This is a genomic window from Roseateles oligotrophus, from assembly GCF_025717515.1.
Classification (GTDB): domain Bacteria; phylum Pseudomonadota; class Gammaproteobacteria; order Burkholderiales; family Burkholderiaceae_C; genus Paucibacter_A; species Paucibacter_A oligotrophus.
This window is the reverse complement of the sequence record NZ_JAJIRN010000001.1, coordinates 557843-580762: the sequence shown is the minus strand read 5'-3', so window position 1 is coordinate 580762 and position 22920 is coordinate 557843. Positions and strand designations below refer to the sequence as shown.

Genomic DNA, 22920 nt, shown 5'->3' with positions numbered 1-22920 from the left:
AATCTGCAGCGCTGGCGGTGCGCTTAGAGAATGAGTGAACCGGCTTCAGTTGGAGTAGGCCGCGTTGACCTCGGCGTAGGGCGCGGCGCCGTCGAGCAAAGCGCCCGCCTCGCCACTGGCCAAGAAAGCGCTGACCAGGCGACGCGTGGTTTGCCAAAGTTGCTGCGGCAGCCATGAACCGGCCGACACGCGGCGCACGCCAAGGCGGCGCAATTCGGCGGCCGACGGCAGGCCCTGCCACGCAATCACATTGAGCAGCAGGCCACAGTCGGCAGCAATGTGAGCAATATCGTCCGGGTTCACCAGACCGAGCACGAACAGGCCGTCGGCGCCGGCCGCGCGGTACAAGGCGGCCCGCCGCAACACTTCGGCGGGCTGCCGCGCTGGCGCCACCAGGCCGCGTGCCAGCACGTCGGTGCGGGCATTGATGTACAGCCGCACACCCAGGCGCTGTGCCGCGGCGCGCGCACCGGCAATCTTTTCGCACAAGACTTCGGGCGCGGTGCTGCCATCTTCCATATTGATGCCGACGGCGCCGGCGTCGATCATCCGGGCCACCACGTCGCCCACTTCCAAGCCGTTGCTGCCATAGCCGCCCTCAATGTCGACGCTGAGGGGTAGATCGATGACACGCGCTATGCGCCGAACCGCGGCCAGATGTTCGTCCAACGGCAGTTTGTTGCCGTCTTGGTAGCCAAGCGACCAGGCGATGCCGGCGCTGGTGGTGGCAATGGCTTGCGCTCCGGATTGCGCGATCAGGCGGGCGCTGCCTGCGTCCCAGGCATTGGCTAGGTACAGCGGCTGATCCAGGCGATGCAGGGCCTGGAAGGCGGCGTCTCTTGGTGGTGTTGGCTGCATGGGCTGCTCCGTGGCGGGTGAGGTCAGAGGTGTTGACAAAAATAGCGGGTATTGCACAGGGCGCCGACGATCATGGATTTCTCCTAGGGCTGGTCGAGCTTTCCGTGCTCAGCGCAACCAGGTAACGAGCGCTGCTGCTGCCGGGGTTGTGGAACACCATCTGCGGCGCCACTTCCATGCTCAGGCAGTCGCCGGCGTCGAGGCGCCAATGCTGCTCGCCGACCGTGATTTCCATCGTGCCTTCGATGATCCAGATTTGCTGGTGGATCTCGCTCCCACGCGCGCTGCTGTCGAGCACGGTGCGCTGTCCGGCCGGGAAGACGGCTTCGACCAAATGGATCGGCGATGGTGCCGCCGACGACAAGTTCCGCCGGGTATAGCCTGAGGCGGGATCGGTCCAGGCCGTTTGTTGGCTGGCGCGGGATAGCGGGGATGGGGGGCTCCCGCCATCCTCTTGTTCCGCAAAAAGAGACGCCAGCGACACCCCCAGCGCGGCGGCCAGCTTGTCGAGCAAGGCGGCGGTCGGGCTGCTCTCGCCGCGTTCGATCAGCGAAATATTCGAGCGACTGACGTTACTGAGCTTGGCCAATGCTTCGAGCGACAAGCCTCGCTCTGTGCGCAGCGCCCGCACGCGGCTGGCAATTAAGGTGTGAATGTCCATTGAAATCCATTATGCAGGAATTTTTTCCTGAATAATGGAGGTTGTGTGCGATCGATGTTTTAGTCCAACAGTTCAGCAGCATGGTGCTGACGGATAACGGATGCTATGGATGCCTCCCTCCTCAATTGCTGAAAAGTGTGGCGCTGCGATACAGCAGCCGTCAATCAGGAAGAAACCACCCTACAAGGGTTTGCTGCAGCCATTCGCCCCCCCCGAAACGCTCAATGGCCGGTTTCGGCAGCAGCGGCCGCCGGTTTGCCAAAAGTGAACGGCAGCAGTCAGCCTTCCAGCGTCGGGAGATCACGCGCGAAGGGCGACAGCAATGGGCACCGAGTTGCCGCGGAGTCAATGCCCCCGAAATGTCCCGGCCTGCGCTAGGCCGACAGTTGAAACAAGCGCCGCATAGCTGACATTCAGTTCGCCGGCCGATTTGGCCAACAGCGGCTTACTAGCGATTTGCGGCCTCACGTAGTGGCCAACTACGGCCGTTGGCTTTCCACGAGTCGGCTCGCGCCGCGCTAGTGACAGCTTCACCATTCGAGGGCAATCACCGACGCGAACGTTAGCAGGTCGCCGCCCCAGTCTGGCTCGCGACACTTGACTTTAATTTCGGTAATTGCCAAAATACCGAACATGGACAAAGTCTTCAAGGCCATGGCCGACCCGACCCGGCGCCGCATTCTCGAGTTGTTGCGCGAACGCGAGATGACGGCCGGCGAGTTGGCCGAGCAATTCAAGCTTTCCAAACCCACGCTGTCCGGCCATTTCGCGGTGCTGCGTGAGGCCGATCTGGTGACGTCCGAAAAGAGCGGCACCACCATCACATACCGGCTCAATATTTCGGTGCTGGAGCAGGCGCTGCTGGGCTTCAGCAATGCGCTGGGCCTCGGCCTGGCTCGCGACGGCAGCAAATCTCCCCGGAGGAACAAACATGTTTGAACAACACCGTCTTCGCCTGCTGATCGCGCTGGCCCTGCCGGCGCTGATGGCAGGTGCCGGCCTATGGGCGCTGCTTCAGCTGCCCGCCGGCGCCCAGGTGCCCATTCACTTCGACGCCGCCGGCCAAGCCAATGGCTGGGTCAGCGCCCACTGGGGTCTCTTCCTGCTGCCGCTGCTGGCCGCCGGCACCTTGGGGCTGATCTTGCTGCTGCCCCGGATAGACCCGCGGGCAGACAAGCTGAGTCAGTCGCAGCGCGCCCAGCTGAATATCGCGCTGGCGGTGCAGCTGCTGCTGGCTACCGTGCAGGCGTTGATCATTGCCATCGCCCTGGGCCAGCAGCCCGATTTCGGCCGTTGGCTGCTGCTGATGGTGGGCCTCTTGTTCGCGGTGATCGGCAATATGGCCGGCAAGCTGCGCTGGAATTACACCGTGGGCATACGCACGCCCTGGACGCTGGCCAATGAACGGGTCTGGGACAAGACCCACCGCTTCGGCGGCCTGGTCTTTTTCATCGCCGGCCTGGCCTTGATGGGCGCCGCGCTGCTGGCCGTGCCTAGCTCGCTGGGCGTGCCGCTGATCGTCGCCGCCAGCCTGATCAGCACGGTGCTGTGCGTGGGCAAGTCCTGGCTGCTGTGGCGCCAGGTGGTTCAGCATGGCTGAGTCGAAGACGGTGCTGCCACGCCGCGGCGGCTGGCTGCTGTTCGCCGCCGGTCTGCCCGGTGTGGCTGCGGTCACGCTGCTGGTGCTGCCGCTGCTGCTGCAGGGCCGCCTCTTGGCACAGCCGCTCTGGTTGATCGAGTTGGCCGTCGGAGCGCAAAGCGCGCTGCTGCTCGCGTTGGCGGTATTCATCGGCTGCCGTTGCGCGCCCCGTGTTGGTCTGGGTGCCCCGCTGGTCGGCGCTCTGCTGGGGGGGCGGGATTGGCGCCCGGTCTGGCGGCGGCAATGGTTGCCCGGGCTGGTCGGTGGTGCGCTCGGCGCCGGCTTGCTGCTCGGCCTGCCTGCGCTGGCGCCGGCCTCGCTGCTGGCCCAGGCGGGTCCGCCTGACATGCCAGGCCTGGCCCGCCTGCTCTATGGCGGCATCACCGAGGAACTGCTGCTGCGCTGGGGCTTGATGAGCCTGATTGCCTGGAGCCTGTGGCGGGTGTTGCAGCGAGATCGCGGCGAGCCGCATCCCGGCTTGTTCTGGAGCGCCATCGTGCTGAGCGCGCTGCTGTTTGGCCTGGGCCATCTGCCAGCGGCCAAAGCCATACTGGGGCCGCTGACGCCTGAGGTGATCGCCTACCTGCTGCTCGGCAACGGCGTCTTCGGGCTGCTGGCCGGATGGCTGTTCTGGCGCCGCGGCCTGGAGGCTGCGATGCTTGCCCACATCCTCGCTCACGGGCTGGCCATGCTGGCTGGTACCGGGCAATGAGACTTTGAACGTAGCCAAGTTCTGTTGAGCGTCGACAGCGGCAACGAAAACGTCTTTCTTGGGCGCCGATTTGGCGGGGGGTACCGACCGGACGGCAGCTATGTGGTGGAGTCCCAAGCTACAGTCGCTGCCTTCTTTTAAACGCGCCGAGACGCATACACCGAGTCGAGTTCATGCCCTATGAACAGCTACACGTAAGGCCAATTGGCTGCCACGCAGTCAGTGCCCTTGAATTGTCCCGGCCTGCGCTAGGCCTACCTCAGCAAGCGCGAAAGCCGCACCGCGTGAAGCTAGCATCTTGGGCAGTCTCGCGCCCTACTCAGGTGTCGCCGGGTCGTTGTCGGCACCGCCATGGGCCAGTGCCTGGCGCGCCAGCTCTTCTTCGCTGAGCTGGGGTGCGTCCTGAAGCGCCGCCATTTCTTCAAGCATTTCGGGCGTAACCTCGGTATGGCCCAGCAGCAGGTCTTCGATGTTGGCGTGGGCGGCCTTCAGCTCTTCGTGATCGACAGGTGACGGATGCACCGGTGTCAGCGCAGGCAGATTGACCGCGGCTAGTTCCAGTTGTTCATCAATCAGTTTGTTGAAGCTGCCCTCTGTCGGCATGTCCTGGTGCGTCATTGCAGTCTCCTTTGGATGCCCCATGTTCCGCCATTTGGAGCTCACCTGCCAGTGCGTGTCTGTTGCGGGCCGCACGGTCGACGAGCAAACAAGGTCAATTGGGCGGTGGTGGAATGGCTCACCAACTTGCTCGGTCTGTATGGCAGTTTTCAGGTGCGGGCGAGAAATGGTAATCCCGGCCAGATACTGTCATTCGGGTGCGCATTGGGCGCGGCGGCAGGGTGCCCAAAACGGACATCGGCTGTCTCGATCTCTACGCCATCATGCTGCTTGGCAGACCTACTCCTCTCGCTCTGCTTGGCACAGCCGGGAGAAGGTCGACCAAACTCGACCTCCGGCGGCTAGAACGCTTGCCGCGGCCTGTCGGCAAAGCTGGCCAGACGCGCCTCGTCCTGGGCACGCAGGTAGTCGGTGAAGCCGCTGCGCAGGTGCGTGGCCGTCAGCGCTGCCAGCTCGATCACGGCCAGCAGGCTGGTACCGACAAGCAGCTAACTCTATGGGTGGACCAGACGCAGTCGCATACGGCAGTATTTTGCGGACGGCAGGCTCGGCAACTGTGGAGGTGGCCTTCACATTCGCTCCATCGTAAATCCTTGGTCGATCGCGAGGATGGCGACTCCATCAACCGCACCAGGAGTGCTCCATGTACCGCATACCCTTTGTCCTCATCCTGAGTTTGACCCTCGGCCTGGCTCAGGCCCAAGCCGCCCCCGACGCACCGGGTCATCGCCCCAAAGGCCCGCCGCCTGTGCCCACTGCGATCGAGTTGCAGCGCGACTTGGGCCTGGATGCCAGCCTTGCCGGTCAAGTTCATGCCTTGATGCAAGCGCATGCCCAGGCGCGGCGCCAGATGAACGAAGGCCATCGCGCCGAGCTCAAGGCGCTGCTCACCCCCGGGCAGTTCGAGCGCCTGAAGCCCCTCGGCCACGGCCCCGCAACTCACGGTGCAGGCCCCGCGCGCGCCGCCCAGCAATGAACCCGAGGAGTCGATCATGAACGTCCGATTAGTCCCGCCCCTGCTCTCTTTGGTGTCGGTTCTGACCGCCTGTGGCGGCGGAGGAATCGCTGCGCCGGAGCCCGTCAGCAGCCCACCTGTGGCATCGGTGAACACCGCGCCCAGCATCACCGCTTTGGCCAATGCCTCGGTCCAGGAGGGCATGCCGCTGAGCACCAGCTTCACCGTGGCCGACAAAGAAACGGCGCTAGCCCAACTCAAGGTGAGCGCGACCTCGTCCAACCCGGCGCTGCTCGACTCCAACACCATCGCTCTGTCCGGGTCTGGCGCGAACCTCACGCTCAAGCTGACACCCCGCGCGGGCGCGACCGGAACAAGCACCATCACGATCACCATCGTTGACGACCAGGGCGCCAGCGCCAACACGAGTTTTGTCCTGACGGTCCAGGCTGCCCCCAGCGCTGCCCCCAGCGTCAAGATCGCGAGTGGGCCTGAGGCGCCCACCACAGACCCCTACGCACGCTTCGAGTTCTCGGCCACCAATGCCACGGGGTATGAGTGCGCCTTGGATGACGGCGCCTTCGCGGCCTGCGCGAGCCCCATGCAACTGCCGCACTTGAATGCGGCTGGGCTCTACGAGCGCTTGGCGATTGGAAACCGCCAGTTCAAGGTTCGCGCCCGCAACGCGGCCGGCCAAACGGGCGCTGTGGCCACTTGGTCGTGGACCGTGACCAGCATCCTGGCCGCGAACTCGCCCGATTTCGCCGCTCAGCGGCTGATCGACAAGCAAGTGTTTCCCGTTGCGGCGGGCAAGGACGGCTGGAAGGGCATCTTCCGCATCAATTGCGAGTTCGATCACGCGGCCTACGACGACCCCATCGTGTTTCCAGGCATGAATGGGCACGCCCACTTGCACATGTTCTACGGCGCGAAGAACGTCGACGCCGACACCACGTTTGACAGCCTGTTCCGCAGCCCCGAGGCCGGCTGCTCCGGTGGGGTTTTGAACCGCTCGTCCTACTGGTTGCCTGCGCTGCTGGCCCCCACGTACGGCAGCGACGGCACGCAGGCCAAAGACGCTGCGGGCGAACTCCTTTGGCAGGTGGTGCCAGCCAAAGTGGGCGAGGGCGAACGCAGCGCCGCAGCCGCCCACGAAGTGATTTACTACTCTGCCGCGGTCAGTGACTTGAACAGCATCGAAGCGCCGCCGATCGGGCTGCGCATCGTGGCCGGTAGCGCGGCCACTTCCCCCAGCAGCCTGGCTCAGAGCCACGCCGTGGCCCGCTGGCATTGCCTGAGCTGGGGCTCGACCGATGCCAAGGGCGGCCCCTGGAGCAGCACGATTCCCGAGTGCTACGCCGACGTCAATACGCCCGAGATGATCCGGCTGGACCTCTTCTTCCCGAGCTGCTGGAACGGTGTGGATCTTGATTCCAAGAACCACCAAGACCACATGGCCTACCCGATCACGCAAGGTGGCAAGCAGGTCTGTCCGGCCACGCATCCCAAGCCGGTTGCCCGCGTGAGTTACCACTACGCATTCCCCATCTTCGCCAGCATGCTCGATCCGAAAACGCGCACGGCCAAGAACTTCCGCCTGGCTTCTGACAACTACACCGTGGGCAACAGCAACGGCGGCCTGTCACTTCACGGGGATTGGTTCAACGCCTGGCACCCCGAGGCCTTGGACTTGGTGGTGAAGGGCTGCATCAAGGGCGCACGCGATTGCCACGACGGCAACTTCGCGCTGCAAAGCAGCGACGGAAGCTGGACGGGCAGCGTCAGCCTTGGCACCCTGCTGAACGCCAAAGGCAGCGGCGTGATCCCCGCCGTCATCAAGGGCGGCATGGGGAATGGTCACGGCCATTGAACCCTTCGGCCAGGTTCAGGCAGGGTGCCCAGCGGGGCGGGGAGGCGGTCGTACCGCCACTCCCGGCTGTGTGCCCTACGCGACCCCAGATCCGCTCAGACCTTGTCAATCGTGCTGGTGTGAACTGAACGTCCGTACCGTTGGCTCGGTGATGGGCTGGACCTATCGCTGCGCTGATGGGGTGCCGGCCTTCGATGAGTTAGATCCTCAACCCGAACGGCCGCTCCCGGCCGGGACCGTGAGGCCGCAACATCGCCCGTAAGCCGACGTTGACCAAAACGGTCGGCGAACCGAACTTCAGCTTTGCGGCGCCTGTTTGAACTGTCGGCTTGGAGCAGGCCCGGACATTTCGAGGTCACTGCCCGCGTCGCAACTCGGTGCCCATAGCGGAAGTTCGCTAGCTGACCAAAATGGCATCGCAGCAATTAACTAGCCCCTCAGATTCAAGACCTTAGCCTCAAGGCCTCTGGAGCCAACGGTGACCGGCACCGTGTTGAGGGGGCATCATGCCCGTTTTGGTGTGGTGAAGATGGCTCTGCGGGCGGGCACGCGTTCGAGACGCTGGCTCGTCGATTCGTGCCGGTTTCAAACCGCTGATCGCATGCCGGCCCGTCCAAAACGGCCTCACCCCTAAACTGCCGCGCATGAATCCACTCAGCAATGCGTGGCGGCGCGGGGTCAGCACCGCCTTTGACGATCTCTGGCACATCGGCGCACCACGTCGCCTGCCTTGGTACGCCCATTGGCCGCTGATTGCGCTCACCGGCGCCGGCGTGGGCGCGGCAATTGTCTTTCTGGTCGCCCTGTTCAGTGGACATCTGCTGCGCATGGCGTGGTGGTCGCAGAACCTGGCGTGGTCGATACTGACAGGCGTCATCATCTTGCTGCTCTTGCAGACCAGCTTCATTGCGCTGAGCTGGGTGACGCCTTCAGAGCGACTGGTGCAGTGGCGTGAAGGCCAAGGGCGCTCGCGCTGGCTGGCCTACATCGGCGTGCCTGCGCTGTGCAGCGTGCTGAGCCTGATCCTGCTCGATGTCCTGATGCGCTCTGCGGCCATGGGCAGCCTGGCTCGGCCTCGACTGCCCGACTACGGGCTGCTGATCACCTTCTTGGGCTGCGGCACCCTGCTGGCCGGCCTGAGTTGGTGGCGACTGCGCGCCCAGTTGCAGGCCCACAAGGTTCGTCAGCAGATGACCGAGGCGCAGTTGCGCCTTCTGCAGGCGCAGATCGAGCCGCATTTTCTTTTCAACACCTTGGCCAATGTGCAGGGGCTGATCGACTATGAACCGGCCCTGGCCAAGCGCATGCTGGATGCCTTCACCGACTACTTGCGCGCCAGCCTGCTGCAGATGCGTGCCCAGGACGTGAGCCTGGGCGAGGAGTTCGACCTGGTGCAAAGCTATCTGACCGTGATGCAATGCCGCATGGGCGAGCGCCTGCGTTGGCGGCTGGACATCCCGGCTGAGCTGCGCGCCGCCCGCATCCCACCGCTGCTCTTGCAGCCCTTGATCGAAAACGCCATCCACCACGGCTTGGAACCGCAAATTGGAGGGGGCCAGCTCGTCCTGCGCGCTCGCTTTGAAGGCCAGGGGCTGTGCATCGAGATCGATGACGACGGCATCGGCCTGGCCGCCGCGCAGCTGCGCCCCCGCCGCGGCAACGGCGTGGCGCTGCAGAACATCCGCGAGCGGCTGCGGGCCGCCTATGGCCCTGAGGCCAGCCTGCAATTGAAGGCGGGGGCGAACGATAAAGGCACCCGCGTGTGCCTGACCTTGTCGCGTCTGCACCAACAAACGACGCCCGCCATTTGACGACACCCGAGATCGAACTGAAGCCGATGAGCACCAAGCCCATACCCCGCCCCCGTGCCTTGCTGGCCGACGACGAACCCCACCTGCTGCGCGTGCTGCAAGACCGCCTGCACGAACTCTGGCCTGAACTGGAGATCGTCGCCACGGCCGAGCATGGCCTCGCAGCGGCCCAGCAGATCGGACGACTGCAGCCGGACATCGCCTTCTTGGACATCCAGATGCCCGGGCTGACGGGCCTTGAGGTGGCCCAAGGCATTGAAGGTGCGACCCGCGTTGTTTTCGTGACGGCCTATGACGAGCATGCGTTGAGTGCCTTTGAGCACGAGGCCGTGGACTATGTGCTCAAGCCGGTGCGGCCGGAGCGACTGCAGCTGACGGTGGACCGATTGCGCCGCGCCCTGGCGATCCGCCCGGACGCGCCCATGCTTGCAGACGAGGCCCGTGGCGCGCCCGCCCCCTCTTTGCCAGAGGGGGCAGAGCTGGCCAAGTTGCTGGCTCAATTGATGCCCCGCGCCACAAGCGCACAAACGATGCTGCGCCACCTGCGTGCCAGCCATGGCAGCACCACGCACATGATCCCGGTCGAGGACATCCTCTATTTGCAGTCCGACGAAAAATACACCCTGGTTCGGACGACAGAACACGAGTACCTGATCCGCAGCTCCATCCTGGAGCTAGCCAGTCAGTTGGACCCGCAGCGTTTCTGGCAGGTGCATCGCGGCATCCTGATCAATGTGGACCACCTGCTGTCCACCCGCCGTGATGACAATGCGCGGCTCTTGCTAAGGATGCGCGGCCATGAGCGAGAGCTGCCCGTCAGCCGCGCCTATGTGCATTTGTTCAAGGCGATGTGAGCGCAGTCCGGGCAAGCGGCGAATGTCAGCCAGTGCCGCCGCCGTTGACGGCCCAGGCTTGCCATGCGGCAGCAGGCCTTTCCGTTCATCGCAGGTGCTATTGAGTTTCAATGGGAAATAGAAACCCAGTCGATTCTCTGCGCTGCCTGCAGATCGCAAGATACCCTGACGGAACTATTTAAATAAATCTCTAGCGCCAGCCACGCTTCGGCTATGTACCATTTAAATTTGTGGCAGCCCTGCGCTCATTTTGCGTCAGGCATCAAGGAAGACATATGAGCAAAAAAATCTCATGGATTTTAATGACACTATCTGCAATTCTTGTGGCCCTGTACGCTTTAGGATTACTTGCGGCGCCAAGCATAAGGCCGCCATTTATTAAAAACCTGTTTACGCACTTCCCAGCCGTCACATCAATTCATTTCATTGGCGGCGCTATTGCAATCGTCGTTGGAGCCTTTCAATTCAGTGCTTCAATCAGAGCTAAACATCTAGCGCTACATCGTCTACTCGGCCGATTTTACGTCGGAGCCATAATTTTTGGAGGTGTAGCCGGTTTTGTTTTAGCCATAAACTCTGTAGGCGGGTTTTATGTGCAAACAGGATTCGGATTAATGGCCATCTTTTGGCTGGCAACAACATTCAAGGCTTATCGAAAAATTCGCAATGGCGATGTGAAATCCCATGAAAGCTGGATGATTCGAAGTTATGCCGTCACCTTGGCCGGCGTTACCTTAAGATTTTATCTTGGTATCAGTGTGGTCTTGGGTTTTAAATTCTTTGATGCATACCCGATATTGGCTTGGATTTGCTGGGTTCCAAACTTGCTAATCGCGGAATTCTTCATAAAGCAAAAAGCCAAGAAATCCAAAGCAAGCGGCAAGTCAAGCCGGTTGGATTGTTTCAAGAAAGCCGAGGGTCAAGTCGTTAATCATTAATTTCCGGTAAACGCAGAGGTCCCAAGAAAATGGGCCTGAATTGACCAGTGGGGCAGTGTCTTGGACTTTGAGTGTGATGTCTTGAATCTGAAGGCCTTAGCTATTCCTTTGCACGCACTTTGTGGGCATCGAACTACCGCTATGGGCACACTGCTGCCGCAGATGGCGAAGGAACGAGCGGCTCCTATAGGGTTGATCGCACCTATTCGACGGGGCAAGCAGCAGCCATTCGGCTCCGGTTGACCGACGATTTCGTGAACTGCTCATCTGCTTGGCCACAGCATTTTCGAAGCGCCGAAGTCATAAGCGGTTGAGCGCCTCACACAGCACGGGAGGCAAGATCAGATTGTTCGGCGGGCAGCAGCCCTTCAGCCGCAAAGATTTCCCGCTCGGGATCAAGATGGCGGATCGCGCCGCAGTCATAAGCGATTGAGCGCCTCACGCAGCGCCACAGGCAAGATCAGATTGCTCGGCAGAGGAACTTCAGCCGTAAAGACTTCCCGCTCGGGGTCAAGACGGCGCAGAGCCTCCAGCAACTCTGACTCAAATCGGGCCTGAGTCATCGGGGCGCAGGGCAAGACGGCCAACGCTGACGTGTCCGGCAAGTTCTGACTGTGGGCCAGCGCAGCGATATCCAAGGTTTGATGACCATTGACTTCGAGCTCGGCTAGGACACGAAATTCGTCCGCAGCCGGCACCCGCAGCCGCCGCCAGCGCATGCTGCGTGGCAGCAATTCAAGCCCGGCATCGACCCAGCGCCGATAACTGGGCCATCCTCCGGCGAGCACATCGACCGACCAACCATCACGGCGCAATCGCTCGGCCCAGACCTGGCTATCCAGTCCGCGTCGGTCGCAATAGACGAGCAAGGCATCTGCCCTTGCCAAACCCGCGAGCAGTGCCAACAACTCGTTCGGCAGGCCTTGATCCCTTTTTGACTCCGGTTGAGTGGCGGCCAAAGCTGCCGGCAAACTGACCGCACCCGGAATGTGATCGGCCTCGAATTCGGCCGCACTACGCGCATCGATCACCAAACCGTAGGACGCAAAGTCCTGCACCTCCAATTGATGCGGGTGCACGAGTGCCTCGAAAGCAACAGCGGTTTCAGTCATAGCGGTTTGGACCTTCTCGACTTGCTAGAAATTGCCTCGAATCCAGCATCAGGGCTTGGCGTTTGAGGCACTAGATTTACTTCATGACGCCGCAAGAGGCGCCAAGCAAGCGCATCAGCGCTGCCGAGTCACCGCGAGGCCATGTCATGCTTCATCATCATCGTTATGCATTCACTTTAGAGCCATCGCTAGGCCTTGCCAAGCGCAGCGGCGCGGACCGTGAAGCCCCGAGATTCCTGCCCAGCGTCTTGCTGGTAATGACGCTGGCAACAGGCGCCGCGTTGATGCCGCAGCCCGCTTTCGCCGTCGATGGCTGTACTGTGCTGCTGTGCCTCGCCGCGCCCAGCTGGCGCGCGATTCCGCAATGCGTGCCGCCGATCCGGCAGCTGTTCAAGGACCTGGCCCGAGGCCGGGTGTTTCCCAGCTGCGGCATGGCGGGCCCCGGCAATGGCTCAAGCCATGCGTGGGCGCAGGCCCCGACCTTTTGCCCGCCGCAGTACACGCGTGAATTTGAAGGCCCGCGAGGCCCCATTTATCGCTGCGACTACGACGGCGCAGTCGAGGTCAAGGTCGAAGGCCAATCTTGGGCGCGCACCTGGTGGAGCATGGGCGGCGACTCCGTCACCGAGTACATGCCTGCCGCCAAAGCCAAGCTGGGCAACTGGGACAGCAAGTTCGAAGACGACTACGCGGCTTGGCTCGCCAACCCGCCTCCACCACCCTGCCCTTTCTGCTGAGGCCACCATGGACGAAATCAATTTTTCGGAACTGGCAGCCCACTGTGCACCGCGGGTACATCCAAGCACGGTGCGCGCCTTGGTGGAAGTTGAGAGCGGCTTCAACCCGCATTCGATCGGCGTGGTCGGCGGCGTGCTGGTGCGCCAACCCAGGAACTTGCGCGAAGCGCGCGTCACGGCGGCAGCATTGCAAGAACAGGGCTGGAACTTCAGCGTTGGGCTGGCGCAGATCAACCTGCGCAACTTTGAACGCTTGGGGCTAACCGTCGCCTCGGCATTCGATGCTTGCGCCAATTTGAGGGCCATGCAAGCGGTGCTGAGCGAATGCTTTGAGCGTGCCGGTCGCGGGGCGAACCAAACACCATCACAGCAGGCCTTGCGCCAGGCGCTGTCTTGCTACTACAGCGGCAATTTCGTCACCGGCTTCAGACAAGGTTATGTCCAGCGGGTGGTGACTGCGGCAAGTCGCCGCCCGCCAGCGCTGGCTCAGCCGCCGTGAATGGACGGAACACCTTTTCCCAGCCCGTCACCTTTCATTGAGGAGTACCCATCATGCAATCCATCGTCTCAACCCGGGCCGCTTCCAAGTTCGCCCCGCTGCTGATCGCCTTGCTGGCGATGTCTGAAGCCGCTTCAGCCCAAGGCTTCGACAAGATCAACACCACGGTCACCAATGTCAACACCATCTTGGTCACGATATCGATCGCCGTGGTCACGATTGCCATCATGTGGGCCGGCTTCAAGATGATTTTTCAGGGGGCGCGGCTGGCGGATGTGGCCAATGTGCTGATCGGTGGCACCCTGGTAGGCGGGGCCGCCGCCTTCGCCGCTTTTATCGTCGCGTGAGCGAGCACCGTCATGCAAGCCGAAGCGATCTACAAGGGCGCCACCCGGCCGGCGATGAAGCTGGGCATCCCGCTGGTGCCTTTGGTTATCTTGTTCGGCAGCGGCATGCTGATCATTCTGTGGGGCGGCCTGCTGCTGAGTTGGTGGATCGCACTCATCGTGGTGACGGCCCTGGGGCCCCTGCTGGGCTGGATGCGCTTCGTGACGCGGCGGGACGACCAACGTTTCAGGCAGATGTTCATTGCCGCCAAGCTCGGCTTCAAGAACCACAACCGCCGCTTCTGGCACTGCCGCAGCTATTCGCCCTACCTCTACCGGGGGACTTCCGATGTTTGGCATCACTAACCCAACAGGACAGTGGCATGCCGGCGCATCTAGCTGGCCTTGGTCAAGAACCACCGCGAGACCCCAGCATTGGGCTCGTGCGCAAGCCGAAAATCCGCTGTCGCGCTTTGTGCCGTTTTCCTCTTTGCTATCAGATCATGACGTGATGACCCGAGGCGGTGACTATCTGCGGGTCTGGCGCCTGGAAGGCATTCCCTTCGAATGCGCGGACGAACAACTGATCGCCGAGCGCCATGAAGCCAAATGCAGCCTGCTGCGCAATCTGGCCGGCGGCCAGTTCGCGATCTGGGAGCATCGACTGCACCGCTTGGTGGAAGACCAAATGTCTGAGCCAGTCGAGCCGGGCTTCGCTCGCGACTTGGCGCAGGCCTATGCCGCCTCGCTGCGCGGTCAGCGGATGATGAGCAATGAGCTGTACCTGAGCCTCGTCTATCGATCCAGAGCCTCGCGGGTCGGCCGAGCCTTCCAATCGGTGCGACGTAGCCGAGAGGACATTGCCAAGGCGCAGGCCGAGGCCTTGACCGTGATGGCAGAGAAGTCCGCGCTGGTCGCGCGCTTGCTGCGGGCCTTTCAGCCGACACTTTTGGGCGTGCACAGCCGCAAAGACCAGGCCTATTCCGAACTGGCCGAGTTCCTCTCCTTCTTGATCAACGGCGTTTGGCACCCGGTGCCCGTGCATGCGGGGCCGCTGTATCGCACGCTGCCCACCACCCGCCTGTCCTTTGGGGCCGACAAGCTGGAGCTGCGCCACGCCGACGGTTCTCACCGTTACGCGGCCTTCGTCGACATCCACGAGTACGCCGATGCGGTCGAGCCGGGTGTGTTGAACCCGCTGCTGTATGAGGCCAGCGAGTTCATCGAAACGCAGAGCTTTTCCATCCTGCCCAGGCGCGAGGCGCTGCACTCGCTGACCTTGCAGCGCGATCAACTGATCGCCAGCGACGATGTGGTCGCCAGCCAAGTCGCCGAGATGGACCTGGCGCTGAACGAGTTGGGCGACGGTCAATTCTGCATGGGCGAGTACCACTACAGCTTGCTGATCTTCGGCGACAGCGCGGCCGATGCGGGCCGGCGCGCCGCGCAAGCCATCGGCGCGGTGGGCGAAGCCTGCAGCTTGCAAATGCGGCCGGTGGATCTGGTGGCCGACGCCGCCTGGTTCGCGCAACTGCCGGCCAACTGGGCCTGGCGGCCGCGCGAGGCCAAGCTCTCGTCGCGGGCCTTTGCGGCGCTCACCAGCGGCCACAACTTTGCACGCGGCAAGCGCGACGGCAACCCCTGGGGCGAAGCGTTAGCCCTGCTGCGTACTCCTAGCGGCCAGCCTTTCTACCTCAATCTGCACGCCAGCCCCGACGGCGAAGACTCCGAAGACAAGAAGCTGCCCGGCAACGCACTGATCATCGGGTCCACCGGGGTCGGCAAGACAACGCTGGTGATGCTCTTGCTAGCCCTGACGCGCAAATGGCAGCCGGCGCCCCGCATCGTGCTGTTTGACCTTGACCGGGGCAGCGAGATCGCCCTGCGTGCCTTGGGCGGCCGCTACTTCACGCTGGAGGCCGGCAAGCCCACCGGTTGCAACCCGCTGCAACGCGAGCCCACCCCTGCACGCATACAGTTCTGGGAGCAGCTGATTCGCACCTGCATCGCGAGCCCTTCCCTGCCCTTGCTGCCGTTCGACGAGCACGCGATTGCCGAGGCCGTGCACTCAGTCGCGCGCATGCCCAAGGCGCTGAGAAGGTTTTCGACCGTACGTCAGAACCTGCCGAAGTCGGGCGATAACAGCCTTTTTGAGCGGCTTGGTCGCTGGTGCCAGGGCGGCGCACTCGGCTGGGTCTTTGACGAGGCGGATGACCGCTTGACCGATCTGCATCTGGCCACGGCAATCGGCTTCGACACCACCGATTTTCTCGACCTGCCCGAAGTGCGTACGCCGTTGATGCTCTATCTGCTCGATGTAATGGCCGAGTTGGTCAATGGCGAGCGGCTGATCTATGTGATCTCGGAGTTCTGGAAGGCGCTGGACAACGACATCTTCAGCGACTTCGCCAAGCAAAAGCAGAAAACCATCCGCAAGCAAAACGGGCTCGGCATCTTCGACACGCAAAGCCCGTCCGACGTGCTGCGCCACCCGATCGGCCGCACCATGGTCGAGCAAAGTGTCACAAAGATCTTTCTGGCTAACCCCGAAGCCTTGCGGGAAGAATATGTCGACGGCTTCGGGCTCAGCGACGCCGAATTCGACATCGTCAAGAGCCTGGGATCCAGAGGCGGGCGCAGCTTCCTGGTCAAGCAAGGCCGCAGCAACAGCGCCCTCTGCGAACTCGACCTCGCAGGCTTGGAAGATTTTGTTGCGGTCCTGTCGGGAACGACGGATAACGTGAACTTGCTCGATGGCATCCGTGCCGAAGTGGGCGACGACCCGCAGTACTGGCTGCCGCTGCTGCTGGCTGCCATCCACGAGCGCAAAGCCCGTTTGGAAAGGAGATCGTCATGAAGTTTCTCGAATACAAGCTCAGCGCCATCCTCTTGGCATCGCAATGCTTGATCAGCACGCCGGCCGAGGCGCAGTTCGTCAAGGGCAATGAGGCCATCAAAGTGACGGCGGCCGGAAAGAAGGTAGAGACGCCGCCGGTACCGGCGTCGGCTTCGGTGGACAAGGTGTGCGAAGCAGCCGGCACATGTCATGCCTCAACTTGGCGCATGGTCGAAACCGAAGCGGGTTTGGTCGAATGCACCGAGGCCTACGCACGCCCTGGCAGCTGCAGAACGTCAACCTATGGAACTCAGAAGCTGTATCGCCTATGGGTCGTAAAGCGAGGAAAAGAATGGGTGCAATGCCAGTACCCCGACCTTCAAAGCAAGTGCACGCCCATGTTCGTGCGCCCGCCGGCAAACCTGCCGTATGACGCCCTTCAATAATCAAGCGACACATTATGTTTACCTGGCTTGGCGTAAAACTTACAGCCGTCATGAGCGTCTATGTGCTGGGCGTTGTCTCAAGCTTGATGACTGCCTTGGCACCCATCGCCTTGACGGCCATGACGCTTTGGGTGCTTTTGTATGGCTGGGCAGTGCTGCGCAACGAGGTGTCGGAAACCGTTCCAAATTTTCTTTGGAAAGTCACCAAGATCGGTTTGATCCTCGCCTTTGCGCTGCAGTCCGGCTTCTACATCACCAATGTGGCCGACACCGCCAATTCTCTGGCCACCGGCGTAGCAACAACCTTTCTACCTTCGATTGCGCCCGTCGGAACGATCACATCGCCATACAGCCTGCTTGACACCTTCAACGATAAAGCGAGCAATCAAGTCGCCGACATCATGAAGGAGGCGAGCATCACCCGACTGGATCTGCTGGTCGCCGCCGCGGTGTTCTCCATCGGCTCAGTCGCCTTTCTCTGCATCACCGTCTTTGTTGTGACGCTGGCAACGGTGTTCCTGAACTTTGTCATTGCCGTCGGCCCCTTGTTCATCTTTTGCCTCGCATGGAAGCCCACGCAACGATTCTTCGACAGTTGGCTTTCCATGGCTCTAAACGCAATCGTCCTGACCTGGTTCGCATTTTTTGCGCTGGGTCTCAGCACATACATTGGGCAAGAGATGTTCAAGGCGATCAACGACGGCGGAGGCTTCCTTGGCGGTGCCTTCAACGTCCTCGGCGAAGCCACTCGCTACTGCGTGCTGATGCTCGTCATGGCCATTATCTGCTTCCAGGCACCCAGCCTGGCCTCGGCGCTGACCGGCGGCGCGGCCATACAGCAAGGCATTCAGATGATCCAGAGCGCCATGATGGTGTCGGGTCTGCGCTCAAGTGCTGGCCGGTCCGGCGCAGCGGGTTCGGGCGGAGGAACCATGCGCAGTGGCGCCGGCATTCCACACGCCGCCGGCTATGCCGTAGGCGCCGCCGGTGGATTGGCACGCCAAGGCTACGGCCAAGCGCGTGTCGCAGCCTACAAACTTGCGGCCCTGCGCGGCCGTTCCTGAGGAGTCATCATGACCAACTCTCGCACCCCCATCGCCCTTGCCGCTTTGCTGCTCACCGTCACTTCGACCGGCAGCCACGCCCAAGGTATCCCCGTCATTGACGTTGCCAATCTGGTGCAAACCGTCCAGCAAGTCGTCAACGACATCACTGCGATCCAGAACCAGATTCAGCAGATCACCCAGCTGCAAGCGCAGATCGCCAGCATGAACGGCAAGCGTCTGCTCGGTACTGTGGCCAACAATCCGCTGCTGCGCAACTATGTGCCGGCCAACGCGTATACCGCCGTCAATGCCGTCGGCAGCTCGGGTTACGGCGGACTCAACCTCACGGCCAAGGGATTGCGGGATACCGGCATGGTTTACAACTGCCTAGACCTGGTCGGCCAAGCACGCACCAACTGCCAGGCCGCGCTGGCCCAGCCCTACCAGCACAAGGGCTTGCTGCAGGATGCGATGAAGTCCGCCTCGGGCCGTCTGTCGCAGATCAATGCCTTGATGGGGCAGATAGATGCCACCGCCGACCAAAAAGCTGTGCAGGAGATTCAGGCCCGCATCGGCGCCGAGAACGCCTTGCTGGCGCATGAAATGTCGCAAGTGCAAATGCTGCAAGGCATGGCCGACAGCGAGGAGCGCATTGCCCGCTCGCGCGACCGCGAACGACAGTACGAGATGCTGAACCGGACCGGCAAGATCTCTGATTTCTTGCCTTGAGTCACGAATGCGATCCAGCGAGAGATGCGAGGTGAGTCATGGACAGCGCCATTTTGGAAAGCACAGGCTTCTCGGCTTCGGCCGAGTCAAGCCGTATCGCAACGGCCGCCAATCGGGCCTGGGAGATTGACCGCACACTGATGCTGGAGAAGTCCGAGCGACGCGGCTGGCTGGTCGGCGGCGCTGGCCTGCTGCTGGCCATGCTGGGCGTATTGGCCGCACTGGCGCAAGGGCCCTTGCGCCAAGTGGTCGGCATTCCCATCGTGGTGGACAAGACCACCGGCGAGACCACGATACAGCAGCGACTGAGCGAAGAAACCATTCCACCGCAAGAAGCCTTGGATAAACACAATCTGGCGGTGTTTGTGCGGGCCCGCGAAGGCTATAGCTGGTGGTGGCTGCAGCGTGATTTCGAACAGGTGGCCAGGATGGCGGTGCCGACGGTCTTCAGCGACTACAACCGCTTGTTCGAAGGCGAAGCCGCGCTACAGAAGAAGCTCGCCAGCAGCGAAGAATGGCGCATCAACATCATTGGCGTGCGCCTCTCTGCGGCCGGGCGGCGCGGCAATCGGGGCGAGGCCACGGTCACCTATGACAAGCTGAGCCGCCAGCCCGAGCGCAATCTGCCGGACGTGACCACGCGTCATGTGGCCAGCGTCATCTTCGAGTACCAACCCAAGGTGCTGGCCAAGGAGAAAGACCGGCTGGAGAACCCGTTCGGCTTCGTCGTCACCGCCTACCGGTCCGACCCCGAGATCAATACGCCGCCGGCCACGCTGGGTTCCGTTCCCATAAACACCGCGCAGGTCAGCACAACAAAGCCGTGAGGTTGTCATGCCTAACAAAACCAAAGGCCCGTTCGCCGCCGCATGGCTGATCGTCGGCTTGGCGGCCGCCAACAGTGCCGCGACTGCGCAGAACACCGGTGCCGACCCCCGCTTGAAAGAGCTTTGGTACGACCCGCAGGCGGTGATCACCGTGCCGGTCAAACGTGGCATCGTCACGCATCTGATGCTGGACGCGGGCGAAGCCATCACCGATGTGGGTTCGGGCCTGGGTGCCGACTGCAGCAAGCCCGAGGCCAGCTGGTGCATTGCCGCCCAAGTGGGTGGCCGCAATATCTTCGTCAAGCCCAAGACGCTGGCCAGCGGACCCAACAACCTGGCCGTGGTGACCGACAAACGCAGCCACGCATTCAGATTCGTGCTCTTGGCCGATGGCGATGTGAGACAGCCGATCTACCGACTGCTGGTCAAGGCGCCGGCCGCGCGGGACGCGAGTGTTGCGAATCGCCCGAACGCCATGTTGGTCTCACCGACACAGATCGGTATGGCGCCGCTCGAGCCGATGACCGAGCGGACAGCGGAGCGAACCACGGCGCCGCCGGACTTGGTCAACGTCAACTACGCCATCGCCGAAGGTCGCGACTCGCAAGACATCGTGCCCACGCTCGTATTCGATGATGGCCGATTCACCTATTTCCGTTTTCCCGGCAATGCCGAGCTGCCGGCGGTGTTCCACGTTCAAGGCGACGGCACAGAGTCTCTCGTCAACGCGCGCATGGCCGGCGAACTGCTGGTCGCGGACCGGGTCAGCCGGCGCTTGATGTTACGGGCAGGCTCGGCGGTGGTCGGTGTCTGGAACGAAGCCTTCGATCTGGACGGGCGCCCTCCCATCGGCGGCAGCACCGTAGCCGGGTTGCGGCGAACACTCAAAGTTGATGAGCGCGCCGATGAAGCCAGGAGCTTGCCATGAACGCCACCAGCGCCAACGCAAGCATCAACACCGTCGAGCCGATGGGCGATGAACCCAGCGACAAGAATCCACGCATACCAGACATCGCGCAAGACGCCCGCGAGAGCAGGCTGTCGTGGAAAGCCATTCTGGCGGTCGCGTTGATGCTGCTGTCCCTGATCGCGGCAACGACCTTCGCCGTCAACCGCGCTCTCTCCAGCGGCAAAAAGGATGCTGACGCAGAAGCCAAGCGGCTGACCGATAGGCCCAGTGCGGCCGCAGCCGAGCCACGCAAGCTCGACATGACTACTCCCACCAAAGTGCAGCCCAACGCGCCGGCCTCGGCATCGAGCGATCGAATGATTCCAGCCATCATCGCCAGCGCAGACGATGAATCACCGGAGCCGATCGGGGTGCGCCGCACCGGCGAGCCTACAAGTTCAGGTCCGCAGCGCATTTCACCGCAGGACGCGCCCGTAACGCTTGTTTCGAGCAGGCCTAGCGGAGGTACGGCAGCTACGGCGGCCGGTCGGACCACAGCGGTCGATAACCCCGATGACCCGCTCGCCGGTACCAAGCGCAACCTGGAAGGCTATCAACGGCAACTGCAAGGCTTGCTGGATACGCTGACAAAGAGTTCCGAGTTGGCGCTGGGCGCGCAAGAGATCCCAGCGCCGCCGACTCACCTCGGCCAAACAGCGCCGGGCCATTCCACAGCCACACCCAACACCGGCCTGTTCGGCGGCCAACTGCAAGCCTCGGCAACTCCCCGCGTGGCAGCCGCCATGCTCGCCAGCACGCCAACCCAGCGCAGCCTGACCTTGCCCAAAGGCACGGCTTTCACCTGCGCCCTCAAAACCCGCATCATCAGCGCCGCCTCGGGCCTGGTCAGCTGCCAGGTGCAGCGCAATGTCTATGGCGACGACGGCCGGGTGCTGCTGATCGAGCGCGGCTCGCACATGGACGGCGAATACCGTATCGGCGCCGTGCGGCCCGGCATGGTGCGCATCCCTGTCCTGTGGACACGCGTTCGCACACCGCTTGGCGTCACGGTCGATATCGAATCCCCCGCCACCGGACCGCTGGGCGAGTCTGGCATAGACGGCTTTGCCGACAACCGTTGGGGCGAACGCCTGGGCGCGGCGATGCTGCTGTCGCTGATCGATGACTCGGTCAAGCTGGTGATGCAAAACCATTCGAACAGCAACAGCAACCAGGGCGACACCATTCTGCTGCCCGCCACCACCGCCAACACCAGCAAGCTGGCCGAGAAGGTACTGGACAGCACGATCAACATCCCGCCCCTGATCTATCAGAACCAGGGCGCCATCGTCGCCATCTACGTCGCCCGCGATGTGGACTTCTCCTCGGTCTACGCTTTGACGGAGGTGTCCAAGTGAGTAGCCTATTACTCGACCGGGCAGGCGCCCCAGACTGCTGGTGCGGCGACGCCACCTCGGTGATCGAGTTCCTGCGCCCGCTGCGCGAGCAGCTGGACGCGCCCGGCGTGCTGGAGGTCTGTGTCAATCGGCCGGGCGAGTTGCTGGTCGAAACGTTTGAGGGCTGGCAGACAGTCGCGGTGCCGGAGCTGACGCTGGAGCGCTGCCTGTCGCTGGCCACGGCAATCGCCACCTTCTCCGACCAGCAAATCAGCCAAGAGCACCCGCTGCTATCGGCAACCCTGCCCAGCGGCGAGCGGATCCAGATCGTCATCCCGCCAGCGGTCTCGCGCGGCACCGTCTCGATCACGGTGCGCAAACCGTCGCACATGATCAAGCGCCTGGATGATTTCGAGCGTGACGGCCTGTTTGAGCGGGTCGATGCCAATCACGCAACGGTCACCCGCACGGCCGGCTGTGAGCTGCTGCCGTTTGAGCGCGAGCTCGTCGCGTTCAAGCAAGCCGGTCGCTATGCCGACTTTTTACGCCTGGCGGTGCGCAAGCACCAGACCATCGTCGTCAGCGGCAAGACCGGCTCCGGCAAGACCACCTTCATGAAGGGTCTGGTCGAAGAAGTGGCCCGGCATGAGCGCCTGATCACCATCCAGGACACCGCCGAGCTGACCCTGCCCAACCATCCCAACGTCGTTCATCTCTTCTACAGCAAGGACGCACAAGGCACGGCACGGGTCACGGCCAAGTCACTGCTGGAAGCCTGCTTGCGCATGAAGCCAGACAGGATCTTCCTGGCCGAGCTGCGCGGGGACGAGTGCTTTTACTTCGTGCGGCTTGCCGCCTCGGGCCACCCCGGCAGCATCACCAGCGTGCATGCGGGCAGTTGCGCGCTGGCGTTTGAGCAGATGTCGCTGATGATCCGCGAGAGTGGGGCCGGTGGCGGCCTGCGCATGAACGAGATCAAGTGGCTGCTGGGCGTGGTGATTGACGTGGTGGTGCAGTTCGACCGCGATGAGCGCGGGCGCTTCATCTCGGAGATCTTTTACGAGCCCCGCCGGCAACGGCTGGGGCGCTGGGACGAATCGGTGCTGGTGGCCGGCGCCTCTGGCCAGTCGAGTGAGGCCGCATCGTGAACAGCAGCGCGG

General features: G+C 62.6%; 24 protein-coding genes. 20 read left to right on the top strand and 4 right to left on the bottom strand.

Annotated features, from left to right (window positions below):
- Positions 1-45: 45 nt before the first annotated feature.
- Positions 46-858, bottom strand: a complete 813-nt coding sequence (locus LNV07_RS02690) for an isocitrate lyase/PEP mutase family protein (protein ID WP_263569611.1) — start codon at positions 856-858, stop codon at positions 46-48.
- A gap of 70 nt (positions 859-928) precedes the next feature.
- Positions 929-1519, bottom strand: a complete 591-nt coding sequence (locus tag LNV07_RS02685) for a helix-turn-helix domain-containing protein (protein ID WP_263569610.1) — start codon at positions 1517-1519, stop codon at positions 929-931.
- Between the two features lie 633 nt (positions 1520-2152).
- Between LNV07_RS02685 and LNV07_RS02680 the strand changes: the two genes are divergently transcribed.
- The 3 genes from LNV07_RS02680 to LNV07_RS02670 are packed head-to-tail and all read left to right on the top strand — an operon-like array spanning position 2153 to position 3870.
- Positions 2153-2458, top strand: coding sequence for an autorepressor SdpR family transcription factor (locus LNV07_RS02680; RefSeq protein ID WP_263569609.1), 306 nt, complete (start codon positions 2153-2155; stop codon positions 2456-2458).
- Positions 2451-3119, top strand: coding sequence for an SdpI family protein (locus LNV07_RS02675; RefSeq protein ID WP_263569608.1), 669 nt, complete (start codon positions 2451-2453; stop codon positions 3117-3119). Before LNV07_RS02680 ends, LNV07_RS02675 begins: the two co-directional genes overlap by 8 nt.
- Positions 3112-3870 (top strand): CPBP family intramembrane glutamic endopeptidase, encoded by a 759-nt coding sequence (locus LNV07_RS02670; RefSeq protein ID WP_263569607.1) that lies wholly within the window; start codon positions 3112-3114, stop codon positions 3868-3870. Before LNV07_RS02675 ends, LNV07_RS02670 begins: the two co-directional genes overlap by 8 nt.
- 315 nt (positions 3871-4185) lie before the next feature.
- Here LNV07_RS02670 and LNV07_RS02665 read toward each other — a convergent pair whose 3' ends face one another.
- Positions 4186-4488 carry a hypothetical protein gene (locus LNV07_RS02665; protein ID WP_263569606.1) on the bottom strand — a complete coding sequence of 101 codons (303 nt, stop codon included), beginning with the start codon at positions 4486-4488 and terminating at the stop codon, positions 4186-4188.
- 643 nt (positions 4489-5131) lie between these two features.
- Between LNV07_RS02665 and LNV07_RS02660 the strand changes: the two genes are divergently transcribed.
- From LNV07_RS02660 to LNV07_RS02640, 5 genes are all read left to right on the top strand, one after another.
- A complete protein-coding gene (locus tag LNV07_RS02660) occupies positions 5132-5464 on the top strand; it encodes a hypothetical protein (RefSeq protein ID WP_263569605.1) in 333 nt (110 codons plus the stop codon).
- Positions 5465-5480: 16 nt separating this feature from the next.
- Positions 5481-7313, top strand: coding sequence for a DUF1996 domain-containing protein (locus tag LNV07_RS02655; RefSeq protein WP_263569604.1), 1833 nt, complete (start codon positions 5481-5483; stop codon positions 7311-7313).
- A 644-nt stretch (positions 7314-7957) separates the two neighbouring features.
- Positions 7958-9124, top strand: coding sequence for a sensor histidine kinase (locus tag LNV07_RS02650; RefSeq protein WP_263569603.1), 1167 nt, complete (start codon positions 7958-7960; stop codon positions 9122-9124).
- A gap of 26 nt (positions 9125-9150) precedes the next feature.
- Positions 9151-9978: a LytR/AlgR family response regulator transcription factor gene (locus LNV07_RS02645; protein WP_263569757.1), complete on the top strand. Its 828-nt coding sequence runs from the start codon at positions 9151-9153 to the stop codon at positions 9976-9978.
- 275 nt (positions 9979-10253) lie between these two features.
- Positions 10254-10916: a DUF2306 domain-containing protein gene (locus tag LNV07_RS02640; RefSeq protein WP_263569602.1), complete on the top strand. Its 663-nt coding sequence runs from the start codon at positions 10254-10256 to the stop codon at positions 10914-10916.
- Positions 10917-11335: 419 nt separating this feature from the next.
- Here LNV07_RS02640 and LNV07_RS02635 read toward each other — a convergent pair whose 3' ends face one another.
- Positions 11336-12028 (bottom strand): rhodanese-like domain-containing protein, encoded by a 693-nt coding sequence (locus tag LNV07_RS02635; RefSeq protein WP_263569601.1) that lies wholly within the window; start codon positions 12026-12028, stop codon positions 11336-11338.
- A gap of 146 nt (positions 12029-12174) precedes the next feature.
- Between LNV07_RS02635 and LNV07_RS02630 the strand changes: the two genes are divergently transcribed.
- The 12 genes from LNV07_RS02630 to virB11 all read left to right on the top strand — a co-directional run bounded on the left by LNV07_RS02630 (position 12175) and on the right by virB11 (position 22908).
- Positions 12175-12765: a hypothetical protein gene (locus tag LNV07_RS02630; protein ID WP_263569600.1), complete on the top strand. Its 591-nt coding sequence runs from the start codon at positions 12175-12177 to the stop codon at positions 12763-12765.
- A gap of 7 nt (positions 12766-12772) precedes the next feature.
- Entirely contained in the window at positions 12773-13264 is a 492-nt protein-coding gene (locus LNV07_RS02625) for a lytic transglycosylase domain-containing protein (protein WP_263569599.1), read from the top strand.
- A 53-nt stretch (positions 13265-13317) separates the two neighbouring features.
- Complete coding sequence (locus tag LNV07_RS02620; RefSeq protein ID WP_263569598.1) at positions 13318-13611, top strand: TrbC/VirB2 family protein; 294 nt, start codon at positions 13318-13320, stop codon at positions 13609-13611.
- A gap of 12 nt (positions 13612-13623) precedes the next feature.
- The gene (locus LNV07_RS02615) at positions 13624-13956 is read left to right on the top strand and encodes a VirB3 family type IV secretion system protein (protein WP_263569597.1); all 333 of its coding nucleotides are present in this window, start codon (positions 13624-13626) and stop codon (positions 13954-13956) included.
- 97 nt (positions 13957-14053) lie between these two features.
- Positions 14054-16447, top strand: coding sequence for a VirB4 family type IV secretion/conjugal transfer ATPase (locus LNV07_RS02610; protein ID WP_263569756.1), 2394 nt, complete (start codon positions 14054-14056; stop codon positions 16445-16447).
- Positions 16444-16872, top strand: a complete 429-nt coding sequence (locus LNV07_RS02605; protein WP_263569596.1) for a hypothetical protein — start codon at positions 16444-16446, stop codon at positions 16870-16872. The genes LNV07_RS02610 and LNV07_RS02605 overlap by 4 nt, the downstream gene beginning before the upstream one ends.
- A 14-nt stretch (positions 16873-16886) precedes the next feature.
- Entirely contained in the window at positions 16887-17936 is a 1050-nt protein-coding gene (locus LNV07_RS02600; RefSeq protein WP_263569595.1) for a TrbL/VirB6 family protein, read from the top strand.
- Between the two features lie 9 nt (positions 17937-17945).
- Positions 17946-18647, top strand: coding sequence for a TrbJ/VirB5 family protein (locus tag LNV07_RS02595; RefSeq protein ID WP_263569594.1), 702 nt, complete (start codon positions 17946-17948; stop codon positions 18645-18647).
- Positions 18648-18685: 38 nt separating this feature from the next.
- Positions 18686-19474: a VirB8 family type IV secretion system protein gene (locus tag LNV07_RS02590; RefSeq protein ID WP_263569593.1), complete on the top strand. Its 789-nt coding sequence runs from the start codon at positions 18686-18688 to the stop codon at positions 19472-19474.
- Positions 19475-19481: 7 nt separating this feature from the next.
- Positions 19482-20402: a TrbG/VirB9 family P-type conjugative transfer protein gene (locus tag LNV07_RS02585; RefSeq protein ID WP_263569592.1), complete on the top strand. Its 921-nt coding sequence runs from the start codon at positions 19482-19484 to the stop codon at positions 20400-20402.
- Positions 20399-21781 (top strand): type IV secretion system protein VirB10, encoded by a 1383-nt coding sequence (virB10, locus tag LNV07_RS02580; RefSeq protein ID WP_263569591.1) that lies wholly within the window; start codon positions 20399-20401, stop codon positions 21779-21781. Before LNV07_RS02585 ends, virB10 begins: the two co-directional genes overlap by 4 nt.
- On the top strand, positions 21778-22908 hold the full coding sequence (gene virB11, locus LNV07_RS02575) for a P-type DNA transfer ATPase VirB11 (RefSeq protein WP_263569590.1): 1131 nt from the start codon (positions 21778-21780) through the stop codon (positions 22906-22908). Before virB10 ends, virB11 begins: the two co-directional genes overlap by 4 nt.
- Positions 22909-22920: the final 12 nt, after the last annotated feature.